We start from the raw sequence: 14,730 nt of genomic DNA, 5'->3' as shown, positions 1-14,730 counted from the left end.
GTATGCCGAGAAAATTCTACGCATGAACACCACTTATTTCCGGGGGGATTACCGTATGGGCAACATTCTGTGCGGATTGCGCACTTTTCCATTCCATGCGTTTTGGTTGGGGGTTTGGGCAACTTTATAGAAGTGTTGGAAACGGACGTTTGTTGATGGTTGCAGGCGCTGATGAAAACGAAACAGAAAGCGGACCTACTTCAGAAGAATGAGGGACTAAAACGCGATGATGGGGTTGTTTTGTAGGTGCAGCACGCCAAATTTCTTCGAAATAGTCCCGATGAAAAATATGACGCTGCAAGATAGAAAAGAAAATAGCTCTCCTATTATCAACCGGCACATAAACTGTCACGCAGCCTTTTAGTTGAGTGAATAATCAAATCTACTGTATCCATCTACAGTTTGCGGACGTGTCACGCTGTGACTTGCACAGGCGCAAGCAAGGGGCCACTACTAGGCGTATCGCGCTGAGCCAATCTGGGTCGGTTTGGAAGTGTTGGGAAACAATGAGAACGGCGGTAACGCTTTACAGGGTGCTGATCGACACGAGCGTTTGGCTGGACATGGCTGGGAGTTATCGAGCAGCGCCACTGGTCCGCGCTCTACACGAAATGTGTGATAATGCTCAACTGGAAATCATTGTTCCGGATATTGTCCGCGAAGAATTCTCCCGAAACAAGGATAGGGTGGCAACACAATCCACGAAAGCCTTACAGTCCCACCTGAAGTCGCTTCGTTACGCCCTGAAAGGACATGCAGACCAAGACATCGCTAAGCAGGCACAAGATGTTCTACAGGGCTTAGATTTTTCGCACGCTACTCAAGAGTGCGGCATCGTGGATCAGGTGAAGGAGCTGATGGATCATGGCGAGAATATCAATGTCGAGACTTCCATTTTCCACCGGGCAAGGGCTGCAAATCGCTCCCTGCATGGTGAGGCACCTTGCCATCGTGACAAAGGCAGTATTGCCGATGCCATCCTCTTTGAGGTCTACGACGAACTGCGACAGGAGCCAGTCAGGGATCATATCGCGTTCGGTTTCGCGACGACCAATCATACCGACTTTAGCGACCCCCGAGGTGACAATCGCACGCCTCATCCAGAGCTGGCTGGCGCCTTCGGTGAACGGTCCCAATACATCTTGGATATTGGAAAGTTTGTCGAAGAGACAGCCCCCGGCGCACTTGAACTGGGGGATTTCGAACTGGGCTATAGCCCGGAATTCCGGACGTTAACTGAGCTGACCGAGGCGGAAAACCTTCTTTTCCGACAAGTCTGGTATAATCGATATATGGACCTTCGTTACCGCGTCGAACAGGGAGCTACGAAAGTCGTGTCCGAGGCTGACTATTCCCGAGGCGCGTATAGATCAGACCAGATACTTGATTCCGTCTGGAAAACGGCACTTTCTGCTGGCCAACGAACTCTTGAGGAAGTCGGGATGGAAAATCTCGGGCCGTGGGATGATTTCGAATGGGGTAGTTTGAATGGCAAGCTCTCTGCTTTACGTTGGGTCTTAGGAGACGAATGGGACATGCTCGACACTTAATTATGCGGCGAACGTGGCGTACTGAACGCCCGCTTTCTGCGCACTGGTTACCGCTCATGCGAGGCCCAGTGATCCGTTGAATCGCAGCTTAAACTCACGATTGCTCGCGTTTTGTACGGACATATTCAGGCAAGGCCTCCCTGATAAATTGGGCGCTTACGGTTTGATCTGGATGCGCATCAGATGAACCTCAATATCATCTGGATTGTTAGGTGGCGTACTTGTCGTTGGGAGTGCCCTGAGGTCGCGGGCAACGGCGACTATGAACTGATGCAGTCCCGGGTCTTCTGTTTCGGTCAGTCTCTCAGGGTTACCGGTTTCATCCAGTGGCAAGAGCTGATTGCCACGTTGCACCTTTGCGGTGAGTTGATCTTTGAGGCCGAGCGGGAGTGGATGTACTGAACCTTTATAGATTTGGAACGCGGCAGCGTGACCTTTGATGTTGCTGTCCAAATGGAAGCAAAACTCCTCGCCAAGCCTCACAACCTCATCAGGTTTAGGTTGGCCGCGTTTGCGTTGCAGCAGCCCCATGGAATTGTCGAAGCGAGCGATGCTGAGCTTGCTATGAATGGCGTGTTTTTCAAGATAAACAGCCCATACATCTGTATGCGGTTTGGGGAATAATTTCGGATCAATCGCATAACCCGTCTCAGCGTGGTGTTCTGCGATCCATGCGTGGATCAGTCTGGCTTTGGGCCGCCAGATGGTTCCGCTGCGGAAATTCGATAGATAATCCGTACCAACCATCAGCCTGTGACCGAAGGCTTGCTCCATAATGGCTTCCACACTCAGGTTGGTGGTGTCTGCGATGGCGCGGGCGACGTGATAAAGGGCGACGCGGTCAGCCTTGGTTGCTGTCTTCCTGTTGTTATCCACATCAAAATCCTTACCTCAAAACTACCCAATTGTACCTGCAGGTTACGGCCATTGCAGTGATATTTTAGAATATCCAAACCTCAAAGCCGGAAAATTCACGCTTTGGATCTCAGGAATATTATCCTATTGGTCATTTTGAAACACAGGCCGAAGTGAAACGGTTTCTGGAGTCCAAACCTGCGTTCCCGAAAGACTTCGCCGACGGCACGATCCGATTTGAACGGATCATTCGCCTGATGACCCGTATACATTTTACAGGCTATATCGACATCCCAGAATGGGATGTGTCTCTGCGCAAAGGTCATCATGAAGGCCTGATCTCACTTGAAACCCATGGATTGATCCAGCGACGGATCAAGGACGGAGCGCGTGCGCCCGCACGCAAAGATATCAACCTGACTTCCCATTGCGTGGGTTCGTGTCTGCAACACGCACCTGGCGGCCTGCTGCTCCACCAACAAGTCGGACAAAATCATCCGTATTATCTTTGCCACGCTAAAGGCTGTCCCAGCTATCGCAAATCCATCCGCCGTGATGTGCTGGAAGGTGAATTTTATGCGCTGATGCAAAGCCTCACTCCGTCAGACGGCATGTTTACCGTAGCAAAAAAGATGTTGAAAGATGCTTAGGGACAAATGGAGGCAGACAAGCGCCTGATACGCACAGAGCGCAACAAATTGACAAAACAAATCGAAGGCCTTCTGGATCGTGTCGTGGACGCTGACAGCCCAACCCTGATCACCGCCTATGAGAAGCGCATCAAAAGATGGAAAGTGAGAAACTGATTTTGGACGAAAAACTGCAAAACAAAGGAAAGCCACTGCATACCTTCGAGCTAATGTTCGAACACGCACTGCAATTCCTGTCAAACCCTTGGAAAATGGGGAAAATCGGCAACCTGATCGCCCAACGCACGGTCCTGAGACTGGCCTTCGCAGAGCAAATTACCTTCGCACGAAATGAAGGACTTCGAACACCAAAAATCACCTTGCCATTCAAGGTGTTAGAGGGGTTTCCTTGCCAAAAGAAAATAATGGCGGACAGACAGGGATTCGAACCCTGGAGACGGTTCCCCGCCTACACACTTTCCAGGCGTGCGCCTTCGACCACTCGGCCACCTGTCCACTGAGGGGGGAATAGCCCTTATCCAAGGGGGAGTTCAAGAGGCAATTTACACAGGAATGAAAAAAGTTTCTGCAAAAACCAAAACGAGGTTTTGATCAGGGTAACCCGTTGAAATGTCTTGATCGGAGTTTTTGCGCACCCTGCCCTAGATTTCAAATCGATAAGAAAAAATCCCGCTATATATGTGGAATACACAGCGGGATCATTATCATTTGTGATGTAGCAGTCACCTGCAGCCATGTTTAATACAAGACAGAATGTAGCAAAGGCGAATTGAGATCAGCGCGCATCTGCGTCCGGGCTCCCCTCACCCGTATCGATCAGGTCACGATCTGGATCGTCTGCAGCAGTGACCGACAGGCTCGAGTTAACAACAGGTTCGGTACCAGTTGTCCCCCCCAAGGCCTCGGGATTGCGCAGCCAGATATCACGTTGTGCAAACGGGATCTCAATACCTTCTGCGGCGAAACGTTCTGCAATCTGATGATTCATTTCTGAACGAACGCCAAGCCCAAAGTTAATATCGCGAAGGATTGCACGGATTTCAAAATCCATACTGTCAGCCCCAAAGCCCTTAAAGATCACACCAGGTGGTGGGTTCATGACGACAAGCGGGTGTGCTTCCGCAATTTCGCGCAGAATACCTTCAATCCGTCGGGTATCAGAACCGTAAGCCACCCCAACAGGCACAATGATCCGTCCGGTCAGATTTCCCTTGGTCATATTCATAACCACACCGGAAATTAGATCCGCGTTGGGAACGATTACATCTGCACGATCAAAGGTCTGAATGCGTGTGGATCGTACTGAAATGCTTTTCACAGTACCGGACTGACCAGATACTTCGATCCAATCTCCCTCTGCGATTGGGCGCTCGATTAACAGGATAATACCCGAGACAAAGTTGGAAACGATATTCTGAAGACCGAAACCAATACCGACAGATAGGGCACCCGCAACGATGGCAAGTGCAGACAGATCGATCCCCGCCCCGGTGATCGCGATCAGTGCGGCAAGGAAAATCCCGACATATCCCGTTCCGGATACAATTGCGTTCTGTCCACCAGGATCAATATTGGTCTTTGGCAAGATAGTGTTGCGCAGCGTGCCCTGTATCAGTTTTGTGACCGTATACCCAATGGCAAACAAAGCAGCAAAGGTAATGAACACCGTTGGTGAAATGCGGGTTTCGCCCAGTGGCACACCTTGCAGGAACTTTGCCCAGTATTCAGACAAGGTTGCCGCGCGCATGCCCCAAAGCAGTGCCAAAAGCGGAAGTGCACCGAGAACCAGGAAGAACCCCGCAAGAACTGGAACAAGAGAATCCCGTGCATCATCCCCCTGACGGGACACAAGCACCCAGATTTCGCTGAACAAACGCTGAAGGATCAGGACAAACGCCAACAAACCAAGGGTACCCGCCGCGGGAAAGACCAGACGTTGCCCGGCGCTGAAATACCCGATCGCCGCCAGAACCGCACCGCTGAGCGCCACAAAAATCGCAGCGCGCCCCAACATACGTAGCATGCGGCAGCGATAGTTTGGCACAACATCTTCCGCCAAATTGGTTTCGTTGCGATAATGTGCCGCCAGCAATTGCCCGATCCGCGCCACCATAAGCGCAACAAGCACAAGGAACGGAAACACCAGAACAACATGGGTTTCGGCCGGCAGATGTCTGAACACGGACAGCTCTGAAACAATGCCATTCAGGGCCAGCAAAGCCCCCAAAGACGATGCATAGAACCGGCCCTCGACACGTTGTTGTGCACTCAGATTGAAATACCGTAAATCACTGGATTTACGAGGAAATACTCTCACACCAACCCAGCTGGCGGCGAAAAATACGAAACCTGCCCCAGGAATAAGTTGCAGCACCACATCACCATCGAGCCCCACAAGCCCCGTCGCGTAAATCGCAAACGTCAGAGCAATCAGGCCCAAGGTTGGCAAGACCACCTGTCCCAATGAGACAAGGAACCCCAGCAACCATCGCCAAGCAATCTGATTATGGCTTTGCAACCAAAGGCTTAACCGTTCAGACCAGCGCCGCCCGCGCAACAGTAAAACAAATCCAATCAGTGTCAGAACCGCAATAGCCAATCCGTTGTTTTTGGTCTCAGCTTGCTGACTTGGGCTGGCCCACGCGGTGCGGAATTCATCGACAATCTGACGGCCACTGTCGATCAATGCGCCAAGGGCAGGCCCCCAATTGGTCGGATTTAATGGCGTCGGGCCTAAGGACAGAATTTGATCTGTACTGCGTTCGCGAATAATCTGGTCGATCTGTGAAATCAGGGCATCCGCCTGTGTCCATGCGGCTTCTGCCTTTTGTGCTGGGGCCCGGGCATCAGACAGTTCTGTGTTCAATTCCTGACGTCGAACAGCAATTTCTTCAGCCTCAAGCCCTTCCTCTGGCACGGGGCCAAGGGCCGCGATTTGCGCACGCAAACTTTCAATCTGCGCTGCATTTTCACCCTGCGCGGTATCAAACCCATCTCGCCAGGCAGCAATCTGAGCGCGTAGATTTTCCAGCGCGACATCTGATGCTCGACCTGCTGCAATTGCATCTTCGGCCCGCTTCGTAGTGGTGTCCCAGAGCGTATAATCAAGCCCATGTTCTGCCCCATCCTGCGCCTGTACCGGGGACAATCCCGCCAACCCAAGAAAAATTGCAAAAACAAATAGCTGAATAGCCTGCGTCAAAAATCGCATCATATCGTCCTGTATATTCTGCCCGACATCCGTCGAGAAAGTGCAAAACCCGGCGCGCGTTTGCGGCCGGGTTTCTAATTTCAGTCTTCAAACACCGAAGGGATTGCTTGCGGTTCCCGGTCAAGCCATTCCGGCACCGGAAGATTCTTATCCTTCAAAAACTGCGGGTTAAACAGTTTGGATTGATAACGATTGCCATAGTCACACAGCATGGTCACAATACGGGACCCTTTGCCAAGATCACGCGCCATACGCATGGCACCGGCGATATTGATCGCAGAAGATCCACCCAGCATCAGGCCTTCGTCTGCCAATAGGTCATACACCAGCGGCAGCGCTTCTTCATCCGTGATGGAATAGGACATGTCAGGTTTAAACCCCTGAAGGTTCGCGGTTTCACGCCCCTGCCCGATGCCTTCTGTGATAGATCCGCCTTCTGAGCCGAATTCGCCTTCGGTGTAGTATTTATAAAGCGCTGACCCTTTCGGATCTGACAACGCAATTTTCACGTCTTTATTGTAGCCGCGCAGCCCCATAGCCACACCAGCCAGCGTACCGCCGGATCCAACGGCACAGGTAAACCCATCAATTTTCCCGCCGGTCTGTTCCCAGATTTCAGGCGCGGTGGTTTCGATATGGGCCTGACGGTTGGCGACATTGTCAAACTGGTTTGCCCAGACCGCGCCATTTGGTTCGGTTTGCGCCAGTTTTTCAGCAAGACGTTGAGAATAGCGCACATAATTATTCGGGTTCTTAAACGGCGCGGCTGGCACTTGCACAAGCACTGCACCGGCCAGGCGGATCATGTCTTTTTTCTCTTGGCTTTGCGTTTCCGGGATCACGATCACGGTTTTAAAACCAAGGGACGCACCAACCAGCGCAAGACCAATGCCAGTATTGCCCGCAGTGCCTTCAACAATGGTGCCACCTGGCTTTAGAACGCCACGCGCAATAGCGTCTTTGATGATATAAAGCGCCGCCCGGTCTTTCACAGACTGACCCGGGTTCATGAATTCGGCTTTCCCCCAGATCTCAGCGCCGGTCTCTTCAGAGGCGGCATTCAGGCGGATCAAGGGCGTATTGCCAATGGTTTCAACAAGATCTTTACATACGCGCATGGCGGCCTCCGGCAGATGTCTAGCGCAGGCGCGGGCCCGCGTGATATGTCCAATCAGTAAGCACGCAGAGGCCGAAACTCAAGACCAGTGGGCAAATTCAACGGCTTTATCCTGAGTATTTTTCCCGCAGGCGATCCCTGTGACGCGCCAGCCAAAGCGCGGTTGTCACCAAGGGCCCCACTTGCGCTTCGCCACTGTCTAATAATGCCATCAGTTCATCAAAGGAAAACAGCTGACTGCGGATATCTTCATTTTCATCCGCAACACCACCAACGCCTTCTACACCATCTGGTAAATCGGCAATTCCTAGAAAGCAGTGATAATATTCACAACTTGTGCCAGGAGACGGATAATGTCCGCTGACCGGTAACAGTTCCTGCAGGGTGATCTCCGCTTCTTCCATTGCCTCACGATGGGCGGCGTCTTCTGCCGTTTCCCCCGCATCAATACGCCCGGCAATCGGTTCCAGCATCCATGGATTGTCATCGCCACGTAAAAACGGGCCGACACGGAATTGTTCAACCAGAAGCACACGGTCACGTTTCGGATCATAGGGCAGCAACAACATCGCATCGACCGAGATCAACGCAGCACGTTCCATTTCGTCAGAGATGGAACCGTCAAAACGCTTATGACGCAGCTGAACTTCATCCATCGCAAAGAAATTATCATATGGGCGGCTATGCCGGATCAGTTCAACATCGTCTGTTGTCATACCAGCGCGTTTTTCATTCGGTGCGAAATCCCCTACGACCCAGCCTTTTTTCGCCATGGCACGCAACATAGGAAGGCGTTTCATGGCTTCATCCCGGCTGACCCGACCATAAAGGCGCATAAAGGCCGCTGCCGTACGCAGGTTATGCGCACCGTGATCTCGAATGAAGTCCTGAAGGTTCCAAGTGTCTCCAAATTCCCAGGTTCCAGGCTGTGCAAAATACACCTCTACAGGATCACTTTCTCCTTCAGGAACAATAAGTTCCAAATCAAAGTTAAACCCACCTTCGTAAAAATTCAACCTTGCCAATGCTTCATCATCTGCCTCGAAGACAATGCCTTCGGCAAAGCCACCAGGTTCTTTTCGGATCATCGGGAAGATTTGATCTTTGGCCCAGTAAACTGCATGTTCAGGTAAGCGGACTGCACGCACTTCATCGTCACGCAAAGCGCGTCCGATTACGAGTTCAAGCAAATCAAGATGGCACAAAGTGCCGTAGAAAAACATCGATGTCATAAGGAGCTCCGGACACTGGGTTTCGCAAGATCTGACACAGAGCCAGCACTTGCACAAGTATGCGTTATCCCCAGTGCTTGCCAGCTTTCCACGACAGATACCCACAGAAAATGCCACCCGCAATCAAAGTGGTGATCACTTCGGTTGTCATGAACAACAACGCCCAATTCAGGCTGATATCAAAGACAGCAACAACCGCTTCTGTCGCGCCGTTGTAAATCTTTCGCATAGACAGATGCACCATCCGAATGGACGCGTGTAAAAACAACGCCAGTAGAAAAGCAACAAGCGCAGTTGTCACCCCACCCGCAAGCGCATCAACACGGGTTCCCACACCTCTTGGCCCCATGACTTTCCAGCCGCAAAACAAGCCAACGGCACAGTTCAGCATCCAGAGAGAATCCGTCTTTGTGCCTTCAGGAAGCAACGGAATAATCATGGTCGAAATAACAAAGGCGAGAAACGTAAACGAAATGGCACCAACTAATCTTGCGGCGGTAGGCATATCTTAGATCCTGTAACGATAATTAATCAGGCTTTCGTCAACCTACAGTTAAACACCGAAGAAACACAATTCAAAACACAACAGAAGGTCTCAGGTGGCGCATGGATCACACACCACCTGACATAACTTTATCAGATAACCTGATCCAACGCCTGCATCAGTTTTGTCACCTCATCTTCTGAGGTATAATGCACAAAACTCAGGCGCAGCACGCCTTTTTCCAGATCCAGCCCCATCGCAGAAAGCGGGCGCGATCCATAGAAATCACCGCCACCGGCCATAATACCATGCGGGACCAGCGCACGTGCAGCATCTTCGCCGCCACCCGTCAGTTCAACCGCAACAGTTGGTGCTTTGGCCGTTGCATCGGACGAGCCGATCAGACGAACCGAATTCTTGTTGCCAAGATAATCCAGAAGGGGCTGCAAAAGCTTTGTTTCATAAGCGCGCTGCATGTCGTGCACGGCTTTGCAGCGCTCAGCCGGGCTGGCATTCTGCCCGGTGAAGTGATGCGCATAAAGATCATCAATGTAATCCGCCATCCCCGCACAAGCGGCAACCTGTGCGTGATCGGGGCCCGCTGGGGTGAACCGTTTGTACAGACTATCGCCATTAAACCAATGTCCCTGATTGGGCAATTTCATACCCAGTTCACGGCGGATCACCATGATCCCCTGATGAGGTCCGAAGGTTTTATAGGCGGAGAACAAATAGATATCTGCGCCAATTTCATTAACATTTACAAAGCCATGCGGCGCGTAGCTTACGCCATCCACACAGGTTGCGATACCCTTCGCCCGCGCCATTTTACATACGCCAGCGACGTCATTGATCTCTCCGACAATGTTCGAACAATGCGGGAAAGCAATCAGCTTTACCTTGTCGTCGATCAAACCTTCGAGATCAGCCGTATCCAAGCTGCCCGTGTCCGGGTTCACAGCCCATTCGCGCACCTCATACCCTTCATCCGCCAAACGGCGCCAAGGGCCAGAGTTTGCCTCATGATCTTGGTTGGTCACGATAATTGCATCGCCCGGTTTCATATACTGACGAAAAGCATTGGCCAGAACATAGGTATTCTGCGTGGTCGACGGGCCAAAGGACAGTTCATCCGTATCAACGCCCAACATCGCCGCCAGGCGTTCACGTGCCTCATCCATTTCCTGCCCGGCCAGTGTAGACGCCTCATAAGGGGCATAGGGCTGAACTTTGCGTTCATTGTAATACCGTGTCAGTCGGTCGATCACCTGCTTACAGGTATAGCTGCCGCCCGCGTTTTCAAAAAAGGCGTGGCCCTGCAGGGAAGGCTGATCAAACGCTGGGAACTGGCTGCGTACAAAGTTGATATCAAGATCGGTCATAAGGACTCCGTCAGAGATGTGTCAGGTTTGTTGGCAGGTCTTCCAGCCAGTTACGACAGGCGCAACAGACAGCGTCAGCGCTGACATGAAAGTGTTGGCATTCCATTTTCTTTTGGTCAAGCGACAACCCCATGTACGGGTTCGCATTTTCATACCAGATATCAACGTTCCTTACCCTGCGACGAGGACAGCACTTTTCTTCCGGATCAATCCAGGTAATCTCACGGCATGAGTATTCCCGCTTCCAAATCAGAACTGATCGCAGCAATTGCCAATCGTTTCATCAGACTTGAAGCGGCTCTTGATGTTGTTCCCCATGATCAAGCGGACGAAAAAAGTATGGAAGGTCACGCAAAAGGCACCTGTATGAGTGTCAATAATTTGATTTCATACCTTATTGGCTGGAATGAATTGGTGCTGAAATGGTTGGATCAGGATGATCACGGGCTGGATGTGGTATTCCCTGAAGTTGGGTATAAATGGAACGAACTGGGCGCATTGGCTGGGAAATTCTACGTTGATTATTCAGAATACAGCTTTGCCGAAAACCGTGCCAGGCTTGTATCCGTGAAAGATCGGCTTATCCAGAAAATCTCCTGTTGTAGTGATGAAGAATTATACGGATCCCCATGGTACAAAAAATGGACCAAAGGCAGGATGATCCAATTCAACTCATCTTCTCCCTATGAAAACGCCAGGGGGCGGATCCGGAAATGGTTGAAAACCAACCAAGGATGAAAACGCCCTGTCCGCCTCGAACTATGGTTCAGGTCCAACGAAAAGGGAAACACACATCAGAACCAGTACAATTGCAAAAGGGAAATGCTGCAACGGCCCTAAAGGAAAAGCATCGAACAATGCGGCAAATGCAACATCTCATCGTAAAACGACATGCTTTGCGACATCGTTGTGGCGAAACAAAACGGGCACCCGAAGGCACCCGTTCTTTCTTTGACCATTTAATTAGGGCAATTAGGCATTTACGTCGACGACAATACGCCCTTTGACCTGCCCATTCAGAATGTCATTCCCAAGCGCGGGAAGGTCTGACAGCGTCGCAGATGTCACCATCGCTTCAAGCTTATCCATCGGCAGATCTTTTGCCAGACGTTCCCAAGCGCGCAGACGATTTTCATAGGGTTGCATAACGCTGTCGATGCCCAGCAGGTTCACCCCACGCAACAGGAACGGAATAACTGTCGCAGGCAAACCAGCCCCGCCAGCAAGACCCACCGCAGAAACGGAGGCACCGTATTTCATCTGTCCCAGAACCCGCGCCAGCATGTCACCGCCAACAGCATCAATGCACCCCGCCCAGGTTTCAGCTTCCAACGGGCGTTTGGTGGTTTCATTCAGCTCTTCGCGTGCCACGATCTGTTTTGCGCCTAGGCTTTTCAGGTAATCTGCCTGTTCCGGGCGACCAGTGACACCGGCCACCTCATAGCCAAGGTTAGACAGGATCGCTGTCGCAACAGATCCCACCCCGCCAGCGGCACCTGTCACAAGCACTGGACCATTCTCTGGCTTCAAACCGTGATCTTCCAGCGCCATGATGGCCAGCATTGCGGTGAACCCGGCGGTGCCAACAGCCATCGCTTGACGGGTTTCGATGCCAGCAGGCAATGGTACAAGCCAATCGCCTTTCACGCGGGCTTTCTGGGAATAGCCCCCCCAATGGGCTTCTCCTACGCGCCAACCGGTCAAGACAACCTTGTCGCCTGCATTGTAATTCGGGTTGTCTGACGCTTCTACAGTACCGGTAAAATCAATACCCGGCACATGGGGGTAGTTGCGCACAAGGCCACCGCCTGACCCAATGCACAGACCGTCTTTGTAATTCACAGTGGAAAAGTCCACCGCAACCGTCACATCACCTTCGGGCAGCTGATCAACCGTAATCTGCTCCACGCGCGCAGAGGTCTTACCCTCTTCATTTTTGTTCACAACAAGTGCGTTGAACATCTGACGTCTCCTTAATTCCAGAATTCTGCACGCAGTCGGGCGTTTCGTATGCCGTCCTGCGTTTCAACTTCAACATCTGCGCCGATGGCAAAGCGTTCGGCCTGCACCATACCAATGGCAACGTTAAGCTTCTGATCGGGCGACCAGGTGGCAGAGGTCACCTGTCCTATCGTTTGGCCGTTCATTGTGATCGCCCAGTGTCTGTCACAGGCCGGCACGGGATCACCCGAAATTTCGATCGCACAAAGCCGCCACTTCGCGCCATCAGATCGAGCTTTCTCAAGGGCTGCGCGCCCGATGTAATCCGCATCAGAATTCACAAACTTTCCCAAACCACAGTCAAATGGCGTGTGGTCAGCTGTCATATCGTTGCCATAAGACAATAAGCCACCTTCAATGCGTTCAATCAGGTTCGGGCAGCCCGCCCGCACATTCAGATCCTGCCCAGCAGCAAAAAGCGCATCCCACAATTCCATGCCGATATCACGGCCCTCAACATAAATCTCAAAGCCGCCCTGTTTGGAATACCCGGAACGCGCAATCACCAGATCTCGGCCCTGAAACGGCAGACGCTTATAACGGAAAAAACGGATGTCACGCACGGCATCGCCAAAGATCCGTGCAAGAAGTTCATCCGCCAACGGGCCCTGAACAGCCAATGGGGACACATCCGGTTCTGAAACCCTCACATTCAATCCCATGCCCGCAGCCACCCCTTTCACCCAAAGCAAAAGGTCACTATCTGCAATTGAAATCCAGTAATGGTTTTCACTGTGTTTCACCGCAACCGGATCATTCAGCATCCCACCATTGGTATCGACCATGGGCACATAGTAACATTGATCCGCCGCCATCTTTGATAAATCCCGCGGCGTCAGCAGCGCCATAAGCCTGCCCGCATCCGGACCCTGTACAGAAATCTGACGTTCACAGGCAACGTCCCAAACCTGAACATGTTCTTTTAAATGTGCACAATCATCGGACAGGCTTTCAAACACAGCAGGCAACAGCATGCGATTGTAAACCGTATAGGCCGTCACACCTGACCGTTCGACCCCAGTGGAAAACGGCGTACGACGCAGACGATTTGAAGGGGCAATGGCAGCCATAGAATTCTCCACTTGTGTAAACTTGCCTGATCAACATTTGCGCTTTCTGTTGGAAAACACATGATTCCCGGCTATCTCTTGCATGAACTCTGCAATTATTTTAATTGTCTGACAATTGAAATAATTTGCAAAAATGGAAAATCAGGAGACATCCCCAATGGCAGATCAAAACCACAGTGCAGATCTGCCGAAGGAAATTGCATCCGCAATTCGTGAGGCCATTGTCACCGGCCAATTGATTGTGGATGAACGCCTGCCCTCTGAAACTGAACTATCAGAAACATTTTCTGTATCGCGCCCCACCGTACGCGAGGCCCTAAAACGACTCGCTGCGCAGAACCTGATCCGTACGAAACGCGGGGCAACAGGCGGAGCATTCGTAAACCGGCTAAGTTTTGAAGAAGCACGCGGCGACCTGATCACAACCTCAACCCTGCTTTTGTCGATGAATGAAGTGGATTTTGACACCGCCTGCGAGGCCCGCTTTACCCTGGAACGGGCCTGCGCGGCACTTTCTGCCCAGCGACGCACCCCAGATCATCTTGCAACCATGCGGGCAGAAATTACACGCCAAAGTCAGGCCGGATTGTCGGACGAAAGCTTTTGTGCCTCCGATGTCGCTTTTCACCGCGCTTTTGTAGATGCCGCACATAATCCGGTTTTATCCTGGCAACTGGCGGCTGCTGTAGAAGCGATTGAGCCCCTGATGAACATGATCACCTATACACAACGTGACCGTACGCAGGTGATTGATCTTCATACAGAGATTGCCAATGCGGTCGAACGTCGTGATGGCCTTGCTGCAGACCGAGCCTTGCAACGGTTAAGTTCTTACACGCAGGACCTGGCACGTAAGGCAATGGCACAACGCAAGGCCCGTTGAACCGGGATTAACTTACCTATGCTGAGCATCCCTGGTTCTGAATTATAAGCCTTTCGACAGCTCATCACTTGCGCCTGACATCTGTTTTCTGTTGAAGGAAACGAAATGGAAACCTTAAAATTTTCCGTGCCCCCCCCTTTTCAATCTGCCTGCCAGGACATATATAAATTCTGTCCTTCGGGACTATGAACATAAACGCGCTCGTAATAAGCGGATCGGACCCGGGGGCGGTACCCGGCGACTCCACCAACCATCCTTCATTTGGGGATCATGGGGTCGAAATAGGATCGACGGA

The 14,730-nt window shown here is 51.6% G+C and carries 12 protein-coding genes, 1 tRNA gene and 1 other RNA gene; 5 read left to right on the top strand and 9 right to left on the bottom strand.

Annotation, left to right across the window (positions count from 1 at the left end):
- The first annotated feature begins 506 nt into the window (after positions 1-506).
- The gene (locus ACPGUT_RS14395; RefSeq protein ID WP_423992510.1) at positions 507-1,550 is read left to right on the top strand and encodes a PIN domain-containing protein; all 1,044 of its coding nucleotides are present in this window, start codon (positions 507-509) and stop codon (positions 1,548-1,550) included.
- 156 nt (positions 1,551-1,706) lie between these two features.
- On the opposite strand, the gene ACPGUT_RS14390 is transcribed toward ACPGUT_RS14395, so the two are convergent.
- The gene (locus ACPGUT_RS14390) at positions 1,707-2,426 is read right to left on the bottom strand and encodes a hypothetical protein (protein WP_423992508.1); all 720 of its coding nucleotides are present in this window, start codon (positions 2,424-2,426) and stop codon (positions 1,707-1,709) included.
- Between the two features lie 152 nt (positions 2,427-2,578).
- On the opposite strand from ACPGUT_RS14390, the gene ACPGUT_RS14385 reads away from it, so the two are divergent.
- The gene (locus tag ACPGUT_RS14385; RefSeq protein ID WP_423992507.1) at positions 2,579-3,055 is read left to right on the top strand and encodes a hypothetical protein; all 477 of its coding nucleotides are present in this window, start codon (positions 2,579-2,581) and stop codon (positions 3,053-3,055) included.
- 405 nt (positions 3,056-3,460) lie between these two features.
- Here the strand turns inward: ACPGUT_RS14385 and ACPGUT_RS14380 are convergent.
- The 6 genes from ACPGUT_RS14380 to ACPGUT_RS14355 form a co-directional block, all read right to left on the bottom strand.
- A tRNA-Ser gene (locus ACPGUT_RS14380) sits at positions 3,461-3,550 on the bottom strand.
- A gap of 280 nt (positions 3,551-3,830) precedes the next feature.
- Complete coding sequence (locus tag ACPGUT_RS14375; RefSeq protein WP_423992505.1) at positions 3,831-6,266, bottom strand: DUF3772 domain-containing protein; 2,436 nt, start codon at positions 6,264-6,266, stop codon at positions 3,831-3,833.
- Positions 6,267-6,346: 80 nt separating this feature from the next.
- On the bottom strand, positions 6,347-7,384 hold the full coding sequence (locus ACPGUT_RS14370) for a cysteine synthase A (protein WP_423992503.1): 1,038 nt from the start codon (positions 7,382-7,384) through the stop codon (positions 6,347-6,349).
- Between the two features lie 106 nt (positions 7,385-7,490).
- Positions 7,491-8,615: an NUDIX domain-containing protein gene (locus ACPGUT_RS14365; protein WP_423992501.1), complete on the bottom strand. Its 1,125-nt coding sequence runs from the start codon at positions 8,613-8,615 to the stop codon at positions 7,491-7,493.
- A 64-nt stretch (positions 8,616-8,679) separates the two neighbouring features.
- The gene (locus ACPGUT_RS14360) at positions 8,680-9,120 is read right to left on the bottom strand and encodes a TrgA family protein (protein WP_423992499.1); all 441 of its coding nucleotides are present in this window, start codon (positions 9,118-9,120) and stop codon (positions 8,680-8,682) included.
- Between the two features lie 131 nt (positions 9,121-9,251).
- Positions 9,252-10,481, bottom strand: a complete 1,230-nt coding sequence (locus ACPGUT_RS14355; RefSeq protein WP_423992497.1) for an aminotransferase class V-fold PLP-dependent enzyme — start codon at positions 10,479-10,481, stop codon at positions 9,252-9,254.
- A 228-nt stretch (positions 10,482-10,709) separates the two neighbouring features.
- Here ACPGUT_RS14355 and ACPGUT_RS14350 point away from each other — a divergent pair, with 228 nt between their 5' ends.
- The gene (locus ACPGUT_RS14350) at positions 10,710-11,219 is read left to right on the top strand and encodes a ClbS/DfsB family four-helix bundle protein (RefSeq protein WP_423992495.1); all 510 of its coding nucleotides are present in this window, start codon (positions 10,710-10,712) and stop codon (positions 11,217-11,219) included.
- A 234-nt stretch (positions 11,220-11,453) separates the two neighbouring features.
- Here ACPGUT_RS14350 and acuI read toward each other — a convergent pair whose 3' ends face one another.
- Together acuI and ACPGUT_RS14340 are read right to left on the bottom strand one after the other, a co-directional pair.
- Positions 11,454-12,443, bottom strand: a complete 990-nt coding sequence (acuI, locus tag ACPGUT_RS14345; RefSeq protein ID WP_423992493.1) for an acryloyl-CoA reductase — start codon at positions 12,441-12,443, stop codon at positions 11,454-11,456.
- An 11-nt stretch (positions 12,444-12,454) separates the two neighbouring features.
- Entirely contained in the window at positions 12,455-13,552 is a 1,098-nt protein-coding gene (locus ACPGUT_RS14340; protein WP_423992491.1) for a dimethylsulfoniopropionate demethylase, read from the bottom strand.
- Positions 13,553-13,709: 157 nt separating this feature from the next.
- On the opposite strand from ACPGUT_RS14340, the gene ACPGUT_RS14335 reads away from it, so the two are divergent.
- Both ACPGUT_RS14335 and ssrA read left to right on the top strand, forming a co-directional pair.
- Positions 13,710-14,435: a FadR/GntR family transcriptional regulator gene (locus ACPGUT_RS14335; protein ID WP_423992489.1), complete on the top strand. Its 726-nt coding sequence runs from the start codon at positions 13,710-13,712 to the stop codon at positions 14,433-14,435.
- A gap of 133 nt (positions 14,436-14,568) precedes the next feature.
- Positions 14,569-14,730, top strand: a transfer-messenger RNA (tmRNA) gene (gene ssrA, locus ACPGUT_RS14330); the annotation flags it as partial.

Origin of the sequence: Halocynthiibacter sp. (assembly GCF_049608145.1) — a bacterium.
Taxonomy (GTDB): domain Bacteria; phylum Pseudomonadota; class Alphaproteobacteria; order Rhodobacterales; family Rhodobacteraceae; genus Halocynthiibacter.
This window is presented reverse-complemented; position numbering and strand designations above follow the sequence as displayed.